Raw genomic sequence first — 19,828 nt, 5'->3', positions numbered from 1 at the left:
AACATAGCTCATACAAAAAGAGCACCAGCCTTCGCAGCTGATGCTCTTTAAGCCATGTATACCCAAATAACCTGAAGATGCCGGATTCAGCGAGTTTGGGTATAAGCGAAATGTTACGCGTCTTTAAACGCTTTCATGGCCTGCAGGTGATGGGAGATGCTTTTAAACTTATGCGTCTGCGTTTCATCCCAAACAATGTCGTAGTAAGGGCTCAATGCTTCTTCTGAACGCGAGTTATCCAAAATCTCATCTTCTTTTGATAACACCACCATACAACGACCGGCATTCTTAGTGCGGAAATTCTCAACACACTTAGTTGCAATGTCGGCATACTCTTCAGGTCGGTCGATACGCCCTTCCATGTTTTCCTGCGGGAAGAGGTTCGGATTGAAGATCACCTGCTTGATGCCACTGAGAAAGCCAATGCGCTCAGACCAGAAGCCGCCAAGTCCGACACCACAAATCAAAGGCGATTTGTCGTCTGACATTTCCATCTGCTTGCTCACTTCTTTGAGAAGGTGCTGCATGTCGTGCTTAGGGTGAAGTGTGCTGTAATTGATGAAGCGAACGTCTGGGTCAATAAACTGCAGTTGCATGACCTTTTCGTGGTTTCCGGGGCTGTTTGAATCAAAGCCGTGAAGATAAATAATCACTAAAAGTCCCTCTCACTCGTCGCTGGTTCACCCAGCTTTTAATCTTTTCTCAAGTTAACCGCTTTAAATGGCATTGAACCGAAACCAGCGGGTTCAAAAAGCTTGGTTCAGAAATTCTACCACTCAATCACGTACATTATTAAGGGTTAAGACAGAAACACGGGTACGGCTCAAGGTTTTGAGACGAATTGGCGATTACCGGGCCACACTAGTTCAAAACAGCAGTAATGTCTTCGCTGTAAGAGGCAAGCTTGTTGCGCATTGCGGTTCGTTGCTTCTCTGACAGATGGCGATCTAGACGCTGCAAAAGCTCATAGCGTCGGGCTAAATACAACGCCATGTCGTTTTTATGCTGCTCACTTTGGAAAGCAATCAGACGGGAGAAATAGGCATTGATTCGCTCGCCAAGATTAGGGTCTTGCCGGTTCATCAATATCCCTTCGAGTTCTGTCATCAATTCATCACGAATCGAATAAAACACAGGGCGCATTTCGATTTGGTAGCCTGCCATTTCCAGAAACTGTTTCTTCTGTTTGGCATTGACCGAATCTACCCAAAACTCTGCCCGTTCGACTAACCGTTCCTGACGGCGCACCTGCTGCTCGTCTGCGCTACCTTCGTTGGCCTTCTCGACCGCTTCTTCGATGTTTTTGTTAACTGTGTCGAGCCAATTCTGGGCCTGCTCGTCACTCATCGATGAAATCAAATTCACAAGAGTCGGGGTCAGCCCTTCCAGTGAGGTCTTGATGCGGGTATTTACAAGGTGGTGATAGTCACCAATGCGCGTGTAAGAAAGTGGCTTCGCCATATCTGCTTCAAGTTGGTCAAGCAAAACCTGAATTTTTGGCAGTTCGTTCTTGCGATGCCATTCATGGAATGCTTCAAGATCGTTATCCAGCTGCTTTTGCTGAGCAGATGTTGTATCAACATAGTCAGAGAGGTAGTAGTCAATCCAGAAAGGTAGCGTGTTGTAAGCAAACTGGTTGGTGCAGGCAGAAAGCAGAAATACAGCGGCCAGCGACAAAAAGAAATGCCTAACTGAAGATTTGCTGAATGTCATTTCCGTGATTCCCCCGTGGCTTGTTTAAACTGCCATATGCCCTTCCGCTTTCTCTAAAAAGAAGACGCTTCTCTCGCGATAAATCTCGTCACCGTAAAGTTCAAAGCCGAGCGCATACCAAAGGCCACCCAAATAATTCGCAACAGGCAGCCATTGTCTGCAGGCGTTCTGCCAGTCAGCAACAGAATCTATACGTCTGATTTGACAGTATCGATTGACCAAGGTTTCAAGATCTAGTCCATTTGCGAGAGAAGTCATCACTAAATCCATGGCTGGGTCGCCAAACGCGGCATACTCCCAATCTATGACTTTGATTTCACCATTTGTCTGGCGGATAAAGTTGTAGTAACCCAAGTCGTAGTGGCAAGTAGCAAGCGGCAAGCCTGAGGTAAATCGATGCTTCTGAAGGTGCTCATGAACTGCTTTCAATGAATCATTCAACGAGCTTGCGGAAAGATTGCTGAAATACACCAATCCTTTATCAAAAGGATCAAACGTATTCGAAAGAGCGGGCATTTCGTGGATCTTAGCTTGAAGCGTCGCTGCGATGTCCAGCGAAGCCTCCGCCATCGTCTCACCTTCAATCCAGGGATTCAGTAACCCCTCCGGATAACGTTTTACCGGCTGGACGGTCAAACCAGCTTTTGACGCTACGGTTAGAGCTTCAAATTCATTATCACGGCTTAAGCCAAATGCCTTTGCGGATGCTGCTTCCGGTCGCCAAACAAATTGGCGGCCATCTTCCGCAGTGAGTTTCATACAGCGATTACTTAATCCGCCTTCAAGAAATTCTGCCTGCTTAATAATAAAATCAGGCCGCAGTCTTTCAATGACTGCGGCCTTTTCTTTTTCGTCAGCTGAAAGCAATGACTACCATCCAATCAGAGACTTAGACTGCTTCTTGCGGATTTCAGTTTCGTCTGCCCATTCAATCAGGCCCGTTTCCAAATCCATCAGGCGCATAGTCATTTTGTAGTAAACGTCTTTATCGCTACCATCTTGCTTGTTGATGCTCGACAGGTTGCCATACAGCATGTATTGCGCACCAACCATCTTACCGAACTGGATAGCAGTACCTGGGTTCACCAGTGCATCGTTGTTTTGGAAATCCAACTGTTCACGCACAGCTTCAACGCGGGTCATGTCAACAAAACGGAATTTACCAGAGTTGATCAAACGAGTGCTGATGGTGTCAGTGATAGATTCAGTATCAATATGCTCTGCAGTTTTGTTTTTGATTGACTCAACAAACACGATTGGACGTTCGTTGCGGGTGATAAAAGATACAGAGCCAGAGGACAACATGCTGTCTGTCATCTCAACCGCGATCTTTTGCAGATCAGTCGAGCCGAAGTCAATCGTTGTGGTTTCTACTTCCTGAGCATCGCCATAGCTCACCTGCTTAGCACATCCTCCCAAGATAAGTGCAGCTGCACCCATTAGCACAATTAGGCTTTTCTTCATTGCTTTACCCATTTCGTTATAGTCACTGAATATTTCTGAGCGAGACTCGGAAGTTCTTCGCATCCGGGTTTAACGCCACACCCTGAAGTGTCACTGAATCGCCACCGTAAACAATAAACTGGCGCCACGGCGACTTGCCGCTGTCCACTTCCAAGCCCTGAGCGTCATACCAGTTAAAACGGTATTGCAGGTTCTGGGACTCATCACTCTTATTGGTCACCATCACCTGTGCCAGCAGTCGCTCGTTCACGATACTGGTTTTCGCATTGCCAAATTCGAGGTTCTTCGACAACACCGAATTTCCCAACACCACATTTTGGTTACTGCTATCAATGCTGATCCCAGCGGTGTTGTTCGCACAACCTGCCAGCAACATGCTTGCTGATAACAGAACTGCTGCATATTTCATCATATGCCTCCTAATATCCCCTGCCAATGAACCACGTGACCGCCCTGTCTGGATAGCCAAACTAACGTGGTTTTTCCTGATTCTATGGTTACGTTAATAGATTGTCCGTCAGCATTCACTGTGTGCTGACCTGAAGAATAAAACCCGCTGTAAACGCCCGTACTTTCAGGTAGCGTCTGCCAGCTTCTGGTATCCGGTTGCTCACTCAACACATTAAAGATGTTGACGACGAGATTGCCAATGCCGCTGTCATCTTTTTCAGTCAGAGACTTACGCATCTCGTTTTTTGCCACAACACGCAAAATCTGACGCACCGCCATCGCCGGCATGGCTTCACTTAACGCATTCTGTGCCATGCCATTCACATTCGCCAATTGTACTGGTTTGACTGTTTGGCCATCCACACTGAATGACTTCTGGGGAGCTGCAGTATAGGAACGGTAATAGGGCAAACTCACCGTATGGGCTTCAAGATAGCCCCGGCTATCAGACAACCACAACGGCAAACGCCAGAAATCACGGGCATTCACCACACCTTGTTCATTTAATACGACCAACTGCCCTTTCGATCTGTCCGGACGTTGATACTGGCCATATTTTTTCTCAAGCAATCTCAATTCATCGCGACGTCCCTGACGAAAAGCGACGCGCATCGCGGCATCCGCGATATAGGCGTTGTCAGGTTCCACCGCTAAAGCACGATTGTAATCAATGAATGCACCATTCAGGTTACCTTCCGCTTCATAGAGCAACGCGGAGAGGTAAAACAGGTAACCATTTTGTACCGAGCCTAACAGCTTGCCTGCAGGAGGATATTTCGCCAACACTGCACCGACATTGTCGTCGATGCCATTCTGTGTCGCCGTGTTTGATGCGTTTTGAAGCTCGCTGTCTCGCAGTCTTTTCGCTCGCTCCTGAACCTGATTGGCGCGACGTGCCTCAACCAATGCACCTTGAAGATTGTTTTCTTTCAGGTAGTTCAGCATCAAATACAGATGAAGAAAGCCAAGCTCATAATCCGGCGGCATGTAGGTGAGCATGTTGTCGTTGGTCACCAATGCGCCTATCTGATCGACGCCTTTAGAAAGCCGGATAATCGCTTTGTCTTGTTCTGCCTTTGCAGCTAGTTCTGCTTGTTCAAGTGCGGCTTTACTCTGTTCGAGGTCGCCAGCAAGCAGTGCCAAGCGTCCTTTTTCCATGCCATCCAGAATCTCACCGTCGGGTGAATCGGGCAGTTGCTCCAGCGCCTGCTGATACTCACCCCTAGCCACCAGCGCATGCGGCTGTTGCAACGCAGCGGAGTAGTGACTGAATAACGCCTGTGCTGAAAGATTGGCGCACCCGACCAGACTGAGTCCCAGACAGAATGCCACCAATTTCTTAGAAAATGACGAATTGGCTCTGCGCTTACCAGCGAGAGCCAAGAAAGGCTTTTTAATCATTAACCGATCAGCATTGGTCCTAGAGGACGGCCACCAACCAGGTGCATGTGGATGTGGTAAACCTCTTGGCCACCGTGATTATTGCAGTTCATGATCAGACGGTAACCGTCTTCTGCGATGCCTTCATCAGCCGCCAATTTTCGCGCCACAGTAAACATGCGACCAAGTGCCAGTTCATCTTCCGTTTCAACGTCGTTCACGGTTGGGATCAACTTGTTTGGAATGATCAGGATATGACTTGGAGCACGAGGATTGATGTCTCGGAAGGCAGTAACAAGGTCGTCTTGGTAAACCACGTCAGCCGGGATTTCCTTACGAATGATTTTACTGAATATGGTTTCTTCAGCCACGGGCAACTCCAAATGAATCGGTTACAGAGCTGTAAGTATGCTAGAGACAAAGAGTTTGGGCAATAATGAACAGTGTTTTTTATCGTAGATAGTTGCCTCTACCTCAATTCTTCACTTTCCGTAACAATTTCATACCAACTGAGAAACAGCTTTCAGCTTCAGTTATCAACCCCTAGCTGTTTATTAACCACTCTCTCAACAAATTTGCGTCTCACTTCAAAGGTTAGAAAGTATTGACCTTTTTAAGTTTAAAGTTTTTGAAATACTGGCGGATGACAAGAAAAGCGATGTGTTAGAACAGGGCTGACCTTCCCGTTACGAAGCAGGAAGCTCGGCATATAACTACAAGCAATAATACTAAGCGTGTTCCTTTTCTTTTTGCTAGAACGCGCGTTTCGGGAGGCATCGGTTAATCGCCGGTGGGAGGAATATAAATGGCTAAAAAACGACAAAGCTCTGTGATTCGTCGGATGTATGCCGGCTTTGCGGTACTCGCAGTGAGTCTGGTGGCAACCAACACCCTTAACCTTAGAAGTTCTCAAGACATCCACGACCAGCTAGAAGTCGTCACCTCAGAAGCACTTCCCCTCGTCTCCTTATCTAACGAAGCCAGTGTTAGCCTTCTTGCCGCAGACAAAATATTCAAAGACTACCTGACCAGTACTAACGGCTCTCAAAGCGAACAAGTATTGGAAAACTTTGAAGCAGCAAGACAGAAGTTCGATACGGCACTGAACAACCTCTATCAGGCCTCTTCCGGTCAGGCGGAGTTGGCTTCGCAATTGGAATCTCTGCGTGAGATCGAAAAACGTTACTTCTCTGAAGCATCAGTGGCAATTGGTAACTTCCAACGCCAGCAAACTGCAAAAGAAGAGGGTGTAACCGCCGCTCGTCAATTCCAGCGCATGAATACGTCACTGGCTCTGGGTATGCAGGACTTCGTGGCGAATAATGGCTCCACGACGCTGAAAATTATTTCAAAAACCTACTTCAAAAAGCTTCAGGAAACGGAAACCCACACTTCCGACGCATTAGCCAGCAACAAACTGGCTGATGTAGAAAAAGCCATGAACGGCAACCGCCGTAGCGTGAAGCAACTGAACTACTCTTTCCGTTCACTGACTTCACAGCTTCCAGAATTGAAAGAGAAATTCCAGAAAGACATCGATGCCTTTACCCGCGACGTGAGCCGCGAAGGTGGTGTCCTTGATCAGCACTATGCATACCTGGTTGCGACTAACGAGCTCTACACCAACATCGGCAACCTTGCGTCAGAAGTTGACAGTGCGATGGACATTCTCGACCAGTTCCGCGGTCAAGCGGAAAGCGTGATGTCTGCATCTATCGCACAAGCTAACGACACCTTCAAAAATGGTGTTCGCCAGACGATTTTCATTGGTGCGCTGATTCTGGCAATCACCGTCTTCATTGGCTGGCACATTGCGCGAAGCGTTCGTAAGCCACTGAGCAGCACCCTGAACGTTCTGGAAGCCATCACTGAAGGCGACATGACCCAGCGCATCGAAGTGAAAGAACACAATGAATTTGGCCAGCTGGCAGACCACATCAACACCCTGGCTTCAAATCTTCAAGGCATTCTTCGACAGCTTCGCGATGCTGCAGAAGAGCAAGCTGAGGTTGCAGCTGCGAACCAGTCCACCACGCAAACCGCAAAAGCTCAGCTTAATGAGCAGCGTCAGCAAACCACCGCAGTCGCCGCGGCCATGACGCAAATGGAGCACTCGGTGCAAGACGTTGCAAACAGTGCGCGCCACACCATGGATAAAGTGATGGAAGTGAGCGATGCTGCGACGAAGGGCCGCGAAATCATGACCCGTAACATCAGCACGACTCACCAGCTTTCAAGCCGTCTGGATGATTCTGTTGCCGTGGTTTCCTCACTCCAAGAGATGACTGCGAATATCGAAACCATTCTGGACGTGATCAGCAACATCGCCGATCAAACCAACCTGCTGGCACTTAACGCGGCGATTGAAGCAGCCCGTGCCGGTGAACAAGGCAGAGGCTTTGCGGTTGTTGCAGACGAAGTTCGCGTTCTGGCAAAGCGTACCTCTGACTCAACCTCTGAGATTGAAGAGATGATTAGCAAGTTGCAGACCCAGTCGAGCCAAGCGGTGCTGGTGATGCAAGAATGCGTGGAAGAAATGAGTAACAGTGTTGCGCAGGCGTCTGACGCCAATTCTGCCATGGAAGAAATTGAAGCTATCATCATGATGATCAGTGACATGAGCAGCCAGATTGCGCAAGCCGCTTCTGAGCAAAGCACCACCTCCGCAGATATCGCTCGCAACGTTGAGCACATCAGCTTTATCGCCGACAGCAGCTATACCGCTATGCAGGACGTGGCTGGCGCGAGTGAGCGACTGGACCAACAAGCCGTTAACCAGAACGAACTGGTTCATCGCTTCACAGTGTAATCAAAATCACCCAACAAGAAAGCGGGCTCATTGCCCGCTTTTTTATTAGTCTCTACTTGCAGATACCCATCAACTTTCGAGTGATCGCTGCCGCGCTGACCGCTTCACAATGGCTGTTATTCACTCCTGACCATAACGGTGTGAAATCATCCCTGCCCTCTTTTTCTGCTGCTGCACGCAGTGGTCCCATTTCAATAGAAGCAAAAGGAAACACCGGTGCTTTTTCATTGATACAATCCAATGCAGCCATGGCACCATTAATAATTCCCCGCGCCGGGCGGCCAGAAAACACATTGGTCAGCGCCGTATTTTTTGCTGCTTCCGACGTCAAAGCGCGACGGTGTAACGCCGAAGTGCTGGCTTCATCACTCAGCAAGTATGCCGTACCAATCTGAACCGCATCTGCGCCGAAAGCCTGCGCCTGCACCACATCATCGCGGGTTGCGAGACCGCCGGCCGCTATCACGGGTAAATTGATCGCATCAGCCACCTTAGGCAATAACTCCATGGTCGGCCGCTGAGAATCCAATGACTCTGTCAAAAACATTCCGCGATGCCCGCCCGCTTCAATACCCTGAACGATGACAGCATCCGCGCCGTTGTCTTCCAACCATTGTGCTTCTTCCAACGTTGTCGCCGAGGAAAGGACTTTCGCCCCCCACCCTTTTACACGCGCCAGTAATGAAGGCTCTGGTAAACCAAAATGGAAACTAACAATAGGTGGCGCAAAGTCCTCAATGGCGTCAGCAATCTCGTGACTGAATGGAAGACGACTGGCTTTGTTTCCCAGCGCAGACTCATCAATCCCATATCGCTGAAAGAAAGGTTTAAGTTGAATGCGCCAGGCTTGGTGGCGCTCTGCATCAAAGGGATAAGAGGCATGGCAGAAAAAGTTGAGGTTGTAAGGCTTATTGGTTCCCTTTTTCATGCGCTTGATTTCCTCAACGACAGCGCCGGCATCCAGCATGCCACAAGGCACTGAACCTAGCCCGCCAGCTTTGCAAATCGCAAGCGCCAACTTGCTGTTTTGTACACCAGCCATGGGGGCCTGAACCAAGGGGAAATCCACACCAACCCATTTGGCAAAGTCAAACTTTTCCATATTCAACACCCCAATTTTCTGTACATTTTAACCTATGCACCATCAAGGCTATACCTTACGCCAAAATCCGAGTTTAACCAGTGAGCAACTCCTTAATTTCCAGAATCTTATCCTTGCCTAAATGAATCATTATGCATATTAAAATACTTTTGACCCACATCTATTCAAATGTGATCCATGTACATGTTCGCAACATTACGGGTTGTCATATTTCTTTCGTATGGCTTAATTCAAAAAGAAAGCGCTTTCTTTTCGTTTTTCGGTGCTGTTACCCAAGGCGATTTGAAGAGCCAATCTAACAAAAAATAGAAAACAGACAGTGAATAACCGCACTCAAAGAAAGTGCGACTATCCGAAAGGGAGTTTGGAGAGTGTCAAGCAGAATCAACCGAGCTGCGCCTCAAGGTGAGGAGTGGCTGAGCTACCTCAAGCAAAAAACACGTGATTTGGTGGATGCAAAAATCCATGGGATTTCTTTCAGCCCCTATGTTGATGGACAGGGACCTGGTTCCATCATCACTGAAGCTCAAATCCACGAAAGGCTTCAGATCATTGCCCCACACGTTAACTGGGTTCGTACTTTCTCTTGTACCGACGGTAATGAGCTCATTCCAAAAATCGCCAAAGAGTATGGGCTCAAAACCATGGTTGGCGTTTGGATTGACGGAAACCACGAAAAGAACGAGGAAGAGCTGCAAAACGCTATCGCCGTCGCGCACGAAGGGCATGTAGACATTCTTGGTGTGGGTAACGAAGTGCTTCTTCGTGAAGACCTGCATGAAGACGAACTCATCAGCTACATCGAACGCGCCAAGGCAGAACTGCCTGACGTTCAGGTGGGCTACGTTGATGCTTACTATTTATTTGAAAATCACCCTCGCGTCGCCGACGCCTGTGAGGTGATACTGACAAACTGCTACCCCTTCTGGGAAGGCTGTCCGGCAGACTTTGCCGTGCCTTACATGAAGGAAATGTATCGCCGTGCAGTGAATGCCGGTAAAGGCAAACCAGTGATTGTTTCAGAAACTGGCTGGCCAAACGAAGGTGTTCCCGAGCGCGGCTCGATACCTTCAGAAGAAAACGCCCTGAAGTACTTCATTGATACTTATGCATGGGCAGAAGAAGAGAACATTGATGTGTTCTATTTCTCGTCTTTCGATGAAGCCTGGAAGGTGGAAAAGGAAGGCGCGGTAGGTGCGTACTGGGGTCTTTGGGACAAAGACGGCAACTTCAAGTACTCAACCTAACAGAACACATTACAAAGCGCCTGCGGACTATCTGCAGGCATAAGAAAACTAAGGTAAAAAGCGCTATGGAATACAGAAACGCCATTTGTTACTCAGGCTATCGTGAAGGTCAAAACCCTCGTGAGGGAATTTACCCAACGTACCAAGAGATCAAAGAAGACCTTCTTATCCTATCCCACAACTGGTCTGCACTGCGTCTATACGACTGTGGCACTCACGCAAGACTGGTGTTGGATGTTATTCGCGACGAAGGACTTGATTTCAAAGTAATGCTAGGCGCCGATGTTGCGGCTGAAATGAATAACCCAAATTGTCCTTGGGGAGCAGAGTTCAGCGAAGAAACGCTGGAGAAAAATCGCCAGCACAACAAGGAAGAAATCGATCGCCTCATCGAGCTCGCAAACGCATACCCAGAAATCGTGGGTTACGTTTCAGTCGGTAATGAGGCCAGTGTTGAATGGACCGATCACTTGATCTCTGTTGAGAAGCTGGTCGAGCACGTTCAGAAAGTAAAAGACAGCATCAGCCAACCTGTCACTTTCTGTGAAAACTACGTGCCTTGGACTTACAAACTGGACGCACTGGTTGAAGTGATTGACTTCATTTCCCTGCACACTTACCCGGTTTGGGAATACAAAACTATCGACGACGCGCTGGAATACACCAAGCAAAACTACCGCGATGTCGCCGATCGTCACCCAGGTAAGCCTGTTGTTATTACCGAAGCTGGCTGGGCAACAGCCTCTAACGGCCGTGGCATTGAAGCATGGAACGCGTCTGAAGAACTTCAGGCAGCTTACTATGACCAACTGCTGCAGTGGACGCGTGATGAAAAGATTCTGACTTTTGTCTTCGAAGCGTTTGACGAGCCATGGAAAGGTGACAACCACCCTGAAGAGCCAGAGAAACACTGGGGTCTGTTCAAGGTGGACCGCACACCAAAACTGGTCATGCAGTCTCTGTACGGTTGACTACAACGAAGGGCGGACTAACCGCCCTTTTCTTTTCCTGCCTATATATGGTTTTCTTACAAAGAAGCAAACATCATCGGGATAACCTCATAGGCACAAAACGAATACCATTGAAATCTGATTCTTCACCTGTTGCCTCAAAACCTTGTGATGCATAAAAAGCCAAAGCATTGACCGATGAGCGAAGCGATATTTCTTTCGAGCTAGTTGTTGTTAATACATGCTCTAGCAGGCGTTTCCCGAGCCCTGTGCCTTGTGTAGATTTGGCTACAAAAAGATGGGTCAGATAATTCCCTTCGCGCAACGCTGCAAACCCAATAACTTTCTCATTTTTAAACGCAATGACGGTGTAGAAACGGGAATCATCAAAAGTGGTAGCGAGGTCTGGCAGGATCCGGGATTTGAACTCAGCCTGTCCTTGTTCATTAAACAAAGGCATAACGTCTGCCTCTGACACCGAATTCACCAATTCCTGAGCCGCTTCCAAATCCCTTAACACCACTTTGCGGATTTCCATCTTCTCTCCCTACTGTTGACCTTAAAACTTCGCATTGATCTTCTGGACAAATTTATCGACCTGCTCCCTACCCGCCTTTTCGGCGTTATAAAGAGAAAGGAAAGTCACCTTACACTCTTTCGCGCACGCACCTAAAATGGCCGTTTTCAATACGCGCTTCACCGGCTTGTGCATCACCAGATTATCCACCCACCATGGGGAACCAAGCGTGGTCACCACTTTCACTTCTTTGAGGTTGCCCAATTTCGGCTTAATGGCCCCTAGTTCCGCGTCATGATCGTAGGCATAGCCAGGCGCCCATACACGGTCAATCCAGCCTTTCAGCATGGCGGGAAAGCTGAACCACCAGGTAGGAAAGACAAGCACTAACGATTCCGCCTCCACCAGCTGCTCTAGCTCTTTGCTGAGTCGGCTTCGGTCAAAATCTTCGGCATAGTAGCTTTGCCTCTCTTCAGCACTTAACACTGGGTCGAAGTTTGCACCATATAGATCTAACAAGGTGATGTCGTAGCCTTTTGACTCAAGGTGTTTAATCGTTTCCTGACAGAGGTAACTGCACAAGCTTTCCTTAAGAGGGTGCGAAAGTACCACCAAACACTTCATGAAATTCTCCCTTGTTTCATTGCCACTCGTTCTATCAAGACTTGGCGAAAAGAAACGCGCCACACGACGCCATAAAGCCGCCGGACACCTTGTTCAGAATTTGCTTTTCACGCTTACTTTTTAGCATCTTGCCTGCTTTAGCCGCGGAATAGGCATACGTCCCCAACACACCGCCCACGCCAACGGTAGAAATCAAAAGAATGACACCCACTTGGAGCCCGGTGATTTGAGTCACATCCACAAACGCGGGAAAGAACCCCATGTAAAACAAAATTGCTTTCGGGTTAGAAAGGCCGACCACAACGCCCGTCAGCAAGCTTGAAAACCTCGATGATTGCGAAGGGATAGACTCTCCTTCCTCAGGGACTTCTGCCGTCCAACTGACGTAGGCGAGCCAAAACAAATAAGCAATGCCGACATATTTGATGACGAAAGACACTTCACCCAGCACTTTCGATAGTGCGGAAAGTCCTGAAAGCGCAAGGAAGATGAAAATGTAATCCGCAATCAGGATCCCTAACGCGAGCAGCATACCCTGCTTCATTCCACTCCCCATCGAACGTGAAATCGTCGCAAACACGCTCGGGCCAGGAACAAGCGCGGAAAGTGCCATAGCGAAAAACAGTGCGAGACCAGAAGCAATGGTCATGATGATTGACCCTCCCTGTGTCGTATTTCCTCACATTGATGAACGAATTCACTCAATTCCTTTACCGAGCGGATGACATACACGTTTTTGTTCTCGGACATGGCTTCAAGCCTTTTCAGGAACTTGTCATTCCAGAACTTCGGTGACAGTTTGAGAAACTTGTAACTTTGCAAACTGCCTTTGAGAACCGAGCTTCCTTCAGGCCATCCTTCCGGTTTGATGAACAAACCTTTCAGCAGTCGTTTGGTGACCAGCCAATAGCTTGTCAGGTAAGGCAGTTCAACATAAACCAGCGTATCTGCCGCTTCCAAACGTTTGTTAAACGAACCGAGCAATCCCATACCATCCAGTATCCAGCTCTCCGAGGCCAGTATCTCATCATGCCGCGCTTCAAAACCTTCGTGGCTCACCTGCTCTCCATTTTTCTGGTAAAGCATGGAATCCAACTGATAGAGAGCAATCCCGGTCTCTGACGCCAGTTTTTTGCTGAGGGTGGATTTACCGCTTCCCGGTTTTCCAAATACCGCTATTTTCTTCATGTCGCCTCCAAGATAAAAACCAAGAAGCAGAAAAAAGAAAACCCACCTCTTGGGTGGGTTCTGCAAATATAACGCGCGACAGCATCCCCACCATTCCTATGGAATGATGATAATTCGGATGAGTTTGAGCATTGAATTCGTTTTCATACACCTATAGTTGTCAATGCCAATAAGGAAGTCAACCATTCCTCCTTTAAATACAGAAGATTACAACAATATTCTGTATTAATAGCTAACACTCGGTTAGCAGCAGTGAACATCCCTATTTGTCAGTTTATCTGGCTTTTCCGACTCTCATAAAAACACATGGAAACAGTAAAATTCGAGAAAGAAGATGAAATAAAAGCCCTTTTCCACTATCATCCTGCCGCCTGAGCGCAAGCGTTTGCTTTTTATTTCACATTCCTTGCCGACAGGCGCCAATCCGATATTTTAGCTATGGAGGGACGCCTTAATGACCACACTTACAATTACTCGCCCTGACGACTGGCATGTTCACCTTCGCGATGGCGAAGTGCTGACAGATACCGTCCGCGACATCAGCCGTTACAACGGTCGCGCGCTCATCATGCCAAACACCGTTCCTCCTGTGACCAACACTGAAATGGCGCTTGCTTACCGCGAACGCATCATGGCGCAAAAGCCTTCTGAGCAATTCGAGCCACTGATGGCGCTCTACCTAACCGACAACACCACACCAGACGAAATCCGCAAAGCGAGAGCCTCTGGCGCTGTTGTTGCTGCGAAGCTTTACCCTGCCGGTGCAACCACCAACTCGGATTCAGGCGTGACCAATGCAAAGAACATCTACCACGTTCTTGAAGCCATGCAGGAAGTGGGCATGCTGCTGTTGGTTCATGGTGAAGTGACCCACCACGAGGTGGACATCTTCGATCGCGAGAAAGAGTTTCTTGATACCGTTCTGGCACCCATCGTTAACGATTTCCCTAACCTGAAAATCGTCCTTGAGCACATCACCACTGCGGATGCGGCAAACTTCGTGAAAAACGCGAACGAGAACGTTGCAGCAACCATTACCGCTCATCACCTAATGTATAACCGTAACCACATGCTGGTTGGCGGCATCAAACCTCACTTCTACTGCCTGCCAATTCTGAAGCGCAACACGCACCAGAAAGCGCTTGTTGAAGCAGCGACCAGCGGCAGCAAGAAATTTTTCCTGGGTACAGATTCAGCGCCACACGCGAAAGGCGCGAAAGAATCAGCATGTGGATGTGCGGGTTCTTACACCGCACACGCAGCACTGGAGCTCTACGCAGAAGTGTTCGAACAAGAAGGTAAACTGGAGAATCTGGAAGCTTTCGCAAGTCAAAACGGCCCAGACTTCTATGGTGTGCCACGTAACACCGACACTGTAACGCTGACCAAAGAAGAGTGGCCAGTGCCAGATACCATGCCATTTGGTTCGGACATTGTTGTGCCAATCCGTGCTGGCGAAACGGTTAGCTGGAAAGTAAAGTAATTCGAAACAGCTAAGAACATATCAGCGAACAAAAGAAGCCTGGCGACTTGCCGGGCTTTTTATTGCCTTTTGATAAAGCCCCACTACCCTTTGATGAAGCCCGCTTCGCCGCTAAACCAACCCGTCTGCTCCAAACCCGAAAAGCTTAACCGCCAATGATTATTAAGAAAATATTGAAACTGTCTTTTCATTTGGCTCATTTATCAACAATAAAGCGTGTAATAACGTTATCCCATCGCCACTACTCAGGCAAAACGAACAATAAGATTGGGAGAATGAAAGATGAGTCATGCAGCCATCATCAATGAACAAGCAACCTTCAACGCTTTGGATCAGGCACGTAATCTCACGCTGCCTTCAAGACAAGAAATGTTAATGCGAGCACCTGCTGTTCAACAGTTTTGGGATAACAACCGAGAGTTACTCAGCAGTGCGTGGACAGAATGGGAGCGCACTGAGCAGGGCAATGCGTTCAATTTGGATGAGTCTTTACTGAGTGCAAAACTACGAGACGCGGTGAACAAAGCATGGGAAGACCCAACAACAGAGTTGGATGTGAAAGAGCTGTGGGAAGAAGTAGCTCCGGGTGTTTTCCAATGCCAATTTTTCGACCCTGAACGTTTGGCAGAACTGCGTGGTTATTTGGAAAACGTCGCCAACGCGGAGATTCCTTTGCGTCCTCCTTATGGCATCGCGCTAAACCGACACGGCGCAATGCTCGACAAGCGCTCTGAAGGCTATCTGGCCGCACCGGAGTTTCAGGCGTTCTATCAAACCGTGATGGATAAATACATGCGCCCTGTCGCACGACTGCTGTTTCCAGAAGTCATGGGCTATGATTCGCAAACTTTCGGATTTTCGATTCAGTATCAACCCGGTGTTGATACGTCACTGCGCCTGCACACTGATGCTTCTGCGGCGACAATGAATATCAACCTCAACCTGCCAGGTGAAGCGTTTACTGGCTCAGAGATTGATTACTACGACCCAACCACAGGTGTGGTGCGTCGACTCAGCTTTGAAGCGGGTATCGCGATGATTCACCGTGGCAGTGTGCCGCATGCTGCACAGCCTATCACCAGCGGCTCACGCACCAACATCGTGTTGTGGCTATATGGCGACCGCAGGCAAATCCCTGTTCGAGGTTTGACCCAAGAAATTGATGCGAAAGCACGCTGGACAGTGCCGGAGTCAATCCCGGATAGTTACGCACCGTTTTAATGGAAATGTTGGATACAGAAAGCCCAGCATAAAGCTGGGCTTTTTATTTTTCAGTACTTTACAGTGCTACTTCTTAGGCATTGGCAAGATTTCAAACATGCCGTCGAAGCTATCCAGCGTACCAGCCAGTTTCGCAAGCAACTCTGCATCACCTTTCACGCCTGCCTGACCAGACTTAATCAGATCTTCCAAGCTGGTTTCACCCAATACCACTTTGGTGAAGTCGGTTTTATGAATGATGAGTTCGAAGTCTACTTTTGGCAGCTCATCAACTTGGATGTTCGCCATGTTCGCGTTAGACACTTCACCATAGTAACGCTCGCCCAAGTCTGGGTGGTACACACCGAAGTTAAAGTCTAAGCCTGCTGCTTCTGCTTTCGGAGCATTCAAACTTACCGCGATGAAGTCGAGGAACATGCCCGTTGGCGTATTCGCAATCACATCTGGTGATGCCAGTTTAATTGAAGGCTGAATGTCACCGGTACGCAGCTCAACGGCACCTTGCAGATAACTGTTACGCCATGCCATGGTTTCAGATTGATAACCTTGCTGCTCAAAGCTGTCTGCTAATGCAAAACGGTATTTGATGTTGCTAGGCTCACACTGAACCAGGTCATTGAACAGCTGAGACGCTTCCTGATATTCACCCGCATTAAAGTGCTTCATACCCGCCTTATAGAAGGCATCCGCACCTGCAGCTTCAACGTATACGCACGACTTCTCTGTGGTCTGCAGTGGGTTGGTGTTAACTGGGTTCATGTCATGATATCCAAGATAGAGATTCACAACCGCTCGAGCGTTATGGCTGTATGAACCGTGATAGCCATTCGTGTGCCAGGTATCAATCTGAGATTGAGGAACAATCTTCTCGATTTCACGGCCTACGTCATGAATGGTCACACCATGGTTTGCCAGTCGCATTGCTTGGTTATGGATAAAGCCATAGTTGTCGCGCTGAAGCGTCATGTAGTCTGAGATTTCATTCGCTTCAGTGTTAGCATCATTCCACACTGGCGCTGAGTGAGCCGCATGAATATTGTCGACCAAGCCACTGTCGACAAAACGCATCTTCAGCTCAGTGAGGTACTTAGTCCAAACCAGCGAGTCACGAACTTTTGCACCACGGAAAGTGTAGATGTTGTGCATACCGTCATACGTCAGCTCTGCGGTATTCAGCGAGCGGTACTCAGGTACATACAGAACAATCTCTGCGGGGGCTTCTGCACCAGGCATATTGATTGCGAGGAAGTCCAAACCATCAATGGTGATCAGTTTCTCGCGCTCTTCAATCTCTTCTGTTGGTGCCACCAGCGTTACTTCGCCACGGGAGGTACCCAAGCCAAGCGCGTTATCGACGATGCCTTTGGTGTTGGTGTCCAAGGTGGTGCCGTATTGGTAGTTCGCGCGGCGTCCCATCGCGGTACCGGCAATCACGTTTTCGTCTGCCAGCTCTTTAATGAAGTCATTCGGCGCGTAAATTTCAGCATCTGCTGCGAAGTCGCCAGATTCAAAGACACCACGAGAGCCGCCAAAGTGGTCAGCATGCATGTGTGAATAGATCATGCCGGTGATTTTGTGCTCACCGTTAATAGCAGGCAGATGCTGTTTCGCAAACTCCCAAGAAGCCGCTGCTGCTTCGCGTGAAAGCAGAGGATCGTGAATGACATAGCCGTTCTCAGAGCGGTAGATTGTCATATTTGACAGGTCAGCACCGCGAATTTGGTAAACGCCGTCAGTGACTTCATACAAGCCGCCTGCCGCATAGTTCAGCATGCCCTGACGCCAAATAGATGGATTAACTGTTGGCGGCAGATCATCAACAGACATGTCAGTCATGTATTCGAAACGGTTTTTCAACTCGCCCGCTTCATGCGTGCCGAATTCAGCAATCAAACCACGTGTTGTGCGCTCGAACGCCGTAGTGTCTTCCCAGGGTAATGTTTTCGCTACAGCGGCATTTGCGTTAATGGTGTGTTCTGAGGCTGGCTTGCCTTCATAGGTATCGATAGATGCATAGTCATTGGCAAAAGCGCCGAAAGACGCAACGATAGCGAGAGACAGAACTGAAGGAGCGAATCGGGTTTTCATAGTGAACCTCTTGGGGTTTCGTATTGGGTATGGGTGTAATCTACCCTCCCAAAACATAACCATAAATAAACTAAAATTTATTCAATTCATCTCCATGAGTTATATATAAAGCAAGGCTGACCGATTAACGCTTGTTCGTTTTGAAAGCTTGTTCGTTTGAAAGAAGGAGAACGGAAGTGGTTAAGTAGGAGTCAAAGACGGTGCAGAGTGGTCGCCTTTCCAAGAGGCTTTGGTAAGAGTTACTTTGGCGCAAGCCCCATGTCATCCAACACCATCAGGATTTCTTCTTTGCGGGTATTTTTTATTTCAATCCGGGAGATATTTTCCCGTGCGCCAATAATGGAATAGATGGCGTTCAGACCCATTCCTTTGATCGGTTTAATCTTGGCGTACAGCGCGTAAGGGTCGATCGCCATAAAGTCTTGAACAGAATGAATGCCAACTTCCGCCAATATTTCTTCGCTACGTGGCCCAAAGCCATTCAGATCTCTCAGTCTTTTCGGCGGCTTATCATAAGCATCCAGCAAGGCTATTTCTCCTTTTCCATTCGACACACAAACAGACTATACAGAAAAAGCCTTTAGTTAATCACGAAGCCCACTTCTTTGATTTCTTTATCAATTTCCGTGATGAAATAACGCGCAAGATACTCGCCTTCCACCTTGGTGCTTGTTTGCTTCCAAACAATCTGTGCAATATCCTCGTTACGGAGGACACCGAGAATTTGACGCTCCAGCGTTAAGGAAGAGAATAAGTCAAATTCCTCCCATGCCTTGATAACACCTGCTTTGTTTTCCGGATCTTCGGCTTCTTCTTTCGTTTGATAAACACAAAAAGCATCCCAATCCTTACCGTTGGATGCCTTCACAACCGCATCAATCATTGGTATGGCTATGGCCAAAATCTCATCGTCTGTTAACAAGGTTATCGACATATTCGTCGTCTCTTTTTGAGTGATGAACAATCATACTAGGTGATTAAAATGTTTTTTGTAGCCATACATCAAGCGACTTTGGACAAAAAGACATTATTGTAATGGGCTGAAATGACTCCTACCAAAGTCATGTGCAAGACTCATTCACTGGCCAATGGCTTTCCCATACAGATCGATCTCTCTAAACCCACATATTTGCCGTAAGCCTCGATTTCTTTGAAGCCATTTCGCTGATAAAACTTTACTGCCCTTTCGTTCACTCTCCGGGTGGAAAGCACAGCACCAACGTAACCTTTACTCGCGGCGAGGTCTTCAAGCTCATTCAGTAGAAAACCACCGGCACCCGGAACTTTCGAATACATGCGTTTTAGCTCGCAGGTTTGATCTGAATGAAACCGAAACACACCGCAGGCGACAGCCTCGTTACCGAAGTAAACCAAGATACAACCATCACGGCTCAAATCGAAGTCACCGGCAACAAACGAGCTTTCGCCGGAATCACCCGTGATATTGCCCAGCGAAACATTGAGTTCCTCGATAAGCGAAATGAAATCTTTATGGGCAGGTGTCAGAGATTGGCTTTTGAATGTCATAGGATGAGCGTTTCATAGTTCTGAGCGTCTTGATATCGACGATGTGCAACGGTCGGTCAAAGGTT

21 protein-coding genes are annotated in these 19,828 nt (G+C 48.1%); 5 read left to right on the top strand and 16 right to left on the bottom strand.

Annotation, left to right across the window (positions count from 1 at the left end):
* Window positions 1-113 precede the first annotated feature (113 nt).
* The 7 genes from ycfP to hinT all read right to left on the bottom strand — a co-directional run bounded on the left by ycfP (window position 114) and on the right by hinT (window position 5,378).
* Window positions 114-653 (bottom strand): alpha/beta hydrolase YcfP, encoded by a 540-nt coding sequence (gene ycfP, locus G5S52_RS06475; RefSeq protein WP_165012312.1) that lies wholly within the window; start codon window positions 651-653, stop codon window positions 114-116.
* Window positions 654-861: 208 nt separating this feature from the next.
* On the bottom strand, window positions 862-1,713 hold the full coding sequence (locus G5S52_RS06470) for a DUF6279 family lipoprotein (RefSeq protein ID WP_165012311.1): 852 nt from the start codon (window positions 1,711-1,713) through the stop codon (window positions 862-864).
* Window positions 1,714-1,737: 24 nt separating this feature from the next.
* Complete coding sequence (locus tag G5S52_RS06465; protein WP_165012310.1) at window positions 1,738-2,580, bottom strand: phosphotransferase; 843 nt, start codon at window positions 2,578-2,580, stop codon at window positions 1,738-1,740.
* 3 nt (window positions 2,581-2,583) lie between these two features.
* Window positions 2,584-3,177 carry a penicillin-binding protein activator LpoB gene (gene lpoB / locus G5S52_RS06460; protein WP_039850289.1) on the bottom strand — a complete coding sequence of 198 codons (594 nt, stop codon included), beginning with the start codon at window positions 3,175-3,177 and terminating at the stop codon, window positions 2,584-2,586.
* 22 nt (window positions 3,178-3,199) lie between these two features.
* Entirely contained in the window at window positions 3,200-3,586 is a 387-nt protein-coding gene (locus G5S52_RS06455; protein ID WP_165012419.1) for a YcfL family putative periplasmic lipoprotein, read from the bottom strand.
* Window positions 3,586-5,028 carry a COG3014 family protein gene (locus G5S52_RS06450; protein ID WP_165012309.1) on the bottom strand — a complete coding sequence of 481 codons (1,443 nt, stop codon included), beginning with the start codon at window positions 5,026-5,028 and terminating at the stop codon, window positions 3,586-3,588. Before G5S52_RS06450 ends, G5S52_RS06455 begins: the two co-directional genes overlap by 1 nt.
* Window positions 5,028-5,378, bottom strand: a complete 351-nt coding sequence (hinT, locus tag G5S52_RS06445) for a purine nucleoside phosphoramidase (RefSeq protein WP_002540486.1) — start codon at window positions 5,376-5,378, stop codon at window positions 5,028-5,030. The genes G5S52_RS06450 and hinT overlap by 1 nt, the downstream gene beginning before the upstream one ends.
* Before the next feature lie 434 nt (window positions 5,379-5,812).
* Between hinT and G5S52_RS06440 the strand changes: the two genes are divergently transcribed.
* Window positions 5,813-7,816: a methyl-accepting chemotaxis protein gene (locus G5S52_RS06440; protein ID WP_165012308.1), complete on the top strand. Its 2,004-nt coding sequence runs from the start codon at window positions 5,813-5,815 to the stop codon at window positions 7,814-7,816.
* Window positions 7,817-7,868: 52 nt separating this feature from the next.
* On the opposite strand, the gene G5S52_RS06435 is transcribed toward G5S52_RS06440, so the two are convergent.
* The gene (locus G5S52_RS06435; RefSeq protein ID WP_165012307.1) at window positions 7,869-8,918 is read right to left on the bottom strand and encodes an NAD(P)H-dependent flavin oxidoreductase; all 1,050 of its coding nucleotides are present in this window, start codon (window positions 8,916-8,918) and stop codon (window positions 7,869-7,871) included.
* A gap of 371 nt (window positions 8,919-9,289) precedes the next feature.
* On the opposite strand from G5S52_RS06435, the gene G5S52_RS06430 reads away from it, so the two are divergent.
* Together G5S52_RS06430 and G5S52_RS06425 are read left to right on the top strand one after the other, a co-directional pair.
* The gene (locus tag G5S52_RS06430) at window positions 9,290-10,165 is read left to right on the top strand and encodes a glycoside hydrolase family 17 protein (RefSeq protein WP_165012306.1); all 876 of its coding nucleotides are present in this window, start codon (window positions 9,290-9,292) and stop codon (window positions 10,163-10,165) included.
* A gap of 65 nt (window positions 10,166-10,230) precedes the next feature.
* Window positions 10,231-11,136: a glycoside hydrolase family 17 protein gene (locus tag G5S52_RS06425; RefSeq protein ID WP_165012305.1), complete on the top strand. Its 906-nt coding sequence runs from the start codon at window positions 10,231-10,233 to the stop codon at window positions 11,134-11,136.
* Window positions 11,137-11,209: 73 nt separating this feature from the next.
* On the opposite strand, the gene G5S52_RS06420 is transcribed toward G5S52_RS06425, so the two are convergent.
* The 4 genes from G5S52_RS06420 to G5S52_RS06405 are packed head-to-tail and all read right to left on the bottom strand — an operon-like array spanning window position 11,210 to window position 13,444.
* Window positions 11,210-11,653 carry a GNAT family N-acetyltransferase gene (locus G5S52_RS06420; RefSeq protein ID WP_165012304.1) on the bottom strand — a complete coding sequence of 148 codons (444 nt, stop codon included), beginning with the start codon at window positions 11,651-11,653 and terminating at the stop codon, window positions 11,210-11,212.
* Window positions 11,654-11,674: 21 nt separating this feature from the next.
* Complete coding sequence (locus G5S52_RS06415) at window positions 11,675-12,256, bottom strand: NAD(P)H-dependent oxidoreductase (RefSeq protein ID WP_165012303.1); 582 nt, start codon at window positions 12,254-12,256, stop codon at window positions 11,675-11,677.
* 34 nt (window positions 12,257-12,290) lie between these two features.
* Entirely contained in the window at window positions 12,291-12,905 is a 615-nt protein-coding gene (locus tag G5S52_RS06410) for a LysE family translocator (RefSeq protein ID WP_165012302.1), read from the bottom strand.
* Window positions 12,902-13,444, bottom strand: coding sequence for a P-loop NTPase family protein (locus G5S52_RS06405; RefSeq protein WP_165012301.1), 543 nt, complete (start codon window positions 13,442-13,444; stop codon window positions 12,902-12,904). Before G5S52_RS06405 ends, G5S52_RS06410 begins: the two co-directional genes overlap by 4 nt.
* A gap of 454 nt (window positions 13,445-13,898) precedes the next feature.
* Between G5S52_RS06405 and pyrC the strand changes: the two genes are divergently transcribed.
* Window positions 13,899-14,927: a dihydroorotase gene (pyrC, locus tag G5S52_RS06400; protein WP_165012300.1), complete on the top strand. Its 1,029-nt coding sequence runs from the start codon at window positions 13,899-13,901 to the stop codon at window positions 14,925-14,927.
* Between the two features lie 282 nt (window positions 14,928-15,209).
* Window positions 15,210-16,148: a 2OG-Fe(II) oxygenase family protein gene (locus G5S52_RS06395; RefSeq protein WP_165012299.1), complete on the top strand. Its 939-nt coding sequence runs from the start codon at window positions 15,210-15,212 to the stop codon at window positions 16,146-16,148.
* A gap of 66 nt (window positions 16,149-16,214) precedes the next feature.
* Here the strand turns inward: G5S52_RS06395 and G5S52_RS06390 are convergent, their stop codons facing one another.
* From G5S52_RS06390 to G5S52_RS06375, 4 genes are all read right to left on the bottom strand, one after another.
* The gene (locus G5S52_RS06390; RefSeq protein WP_165012298.1) at window positions 16,215-18,236 is read right to left on the bottom strand and encodes an alkyl/aryl-sulfatase; all 2,022 of its coding nucleotides are present in this window, start codon (window positions 18,234-18,236) and stop codon (window positions 16,215-16,217) included.
* A 239-nt stretch (window positions 18,237-18,475) separates the two neighbouring features.
* On the bottom strand, window positions 18,476-18,763 hold the full coding sequence (locus G5S52_RS06385; protein ID WP_235956116.1) for a TfoX/Sxy family DNA transformation protein: 288 nt from the start codon (window positions 18,761-18,763) through the stop codon (window positions 18,476-18,478).
* A 53-nt stretch (window positions 18,764-18,816) separates the two neighbouring features.
* The gene (locus G5S52_RS06380; protein ID WP_165012297.1) at window positions 18,817-19,170 is read right to left on the bottom strand and encodes a hypothetical protein; all 354 of its coding nucleotides are present in this window, start codon (window positions 19,168-19,170) and stop codon (window positions 18,817-18,819) included.
* A 140-nt stretch (window positions 19,171-19,310) separates the two neighbouring features.
* Window positions 19,311-19,763, bottom strand: a complete 453-nt coding sequence (locus G5S52_RS06375) for a GNAT family N-acetyltransferase (RefSeq protein ID WP_165012296.1) — start codon at window positions 19,761-19,763, stop codon at window positions 19,311-19,313.
* Window positions 19,764-19,828 lie beyond the last annotated feature (65 nt).

Source organism: Grimontia sedimenti (genome assembly GCF_011045095.1).
Taxonomy (GTDB): domain Bacteria; phylum Pseudomonadota; class Gammaproteobacteria; order Enterobacterales; family Vibrionaceae; genus Enterovibrio; species Enterovibrio sedimenti.
This window is presented reverse-complemented; position numbering and strand designations above follow the sequence as displayed.

Bases quoted from the DNA above. Each gene is read 5' to 3' on its own strand.
- G5S52_RS06470 (WP_165012311.1), bottom strand. From the start codon at position 1,713: ATGACATTCAGCAAATCTTCAGTTAGGCATTTCTTTTTGTCGCTGGCC.
- lpoB (WP_039850289.1), bottom strand. From the start codon at position 3,177: ATGAAGAAAAGCCTAATTGTGCTAATGGGTGCAGCTGCACTTATCTTG.
- G5S52_RS06455 (WP_165012419.1), bottom strand. From the start codon at position 3,586: ATGAAATATGCAGCAGTTCTGTTATCAGCAAGCATGTTGCTGGCAGGT.
- G5S52_RS06450 (WP_165012309.1), bottom strand. From the start codon at position 5,028: ATGATTAAAAAGCCTTTCTTGGCTCTCGCTGGTAAGCGCAGAGCCAAT.
- G5S52_RS06440 (WP_165012308.1), top strand. From the start codon at position 5,813: ATGGCTAAAAAACGACAAAGCTCTGTGATTCGTCGGATGTATGCCGGC.
- G5S52_RS06435 (WP_165012307.1), bottom strand. From the start codon at position 8,918: ATGGAAAAGTTTGACTTTGCCAAATGGGTTGGTGTGGATTTCCCCTTG.
- G5S52_RS06425 (WP_165012305.1), top strand. From the start codon at position 10,231: ATGGAATACAGAAACGCCATTTGTTACTCAGGCTATCGTGAAGGTCAA.
- G5S52_RS06420 (WP_165012304.1), bottom strand. From the start codon at position 11,653: ATGGAAATCCGCAAAGTGGTGTTAAGGGATTTGGAAGCGGCTCAGGAA.
- G5S52_RS06415 (WP_165012303.1), bottom strand. From the start codon at position 12,256: ATGAAGTGTTTGGTGGTACTTTCGCACCCTCTTAAGGAAAGCTTGTGC.
- G5S52_RS06410 (WP_165012302.1), bottom strand. From the start codon at position 12,905: ATGACCATTGCTTCTGGTCTCGCACTGTTTTTCGCTATGGCACTTTCC.
- G5S52_RS06405 (WP_165012301.1), bottom strand. From the start codon at position 13,444: ATGAAGAAAATAGCGGTATTTGGAAAACCGGGAAGCGGTAAATCCACC.
- pyrC (WP_165012300.1), top strand. From the start codon at position 13,899: ATGACCACACTTACAATTACTCGCCCTGACGACTGGCATGTTCACCTT.
- G5S52_RS06395 (WP_165012299.1), top strand. From the start codon at position 15,210: ATGAGTCATGCAGCCATCATCAATGAACAAGCAACCTTCAACGCTTTG.
- G5S52_RS06390 (WP_165012298.1), bottom strand. From the start codon at position 18,236: ATGAAAACCCGATTCGCTCCTTCAGTTCTGTCTCTCGCTATCGTTGCG.
- G5S52_RS06380 (WP_165012297.1), bottom strand. From the start codon at position 19,170: ATGTCGATAACCTTGTTAACAGACGATGAGATTTTGGCCATAGCCATA.
- G5S52_RS06375 (WP_165012296.1), bottom strand. From the start codon at position 19,763: ATGACATTCAAAAGCCAATCTCTGACACCTGCCCATAAAGATTTCATT.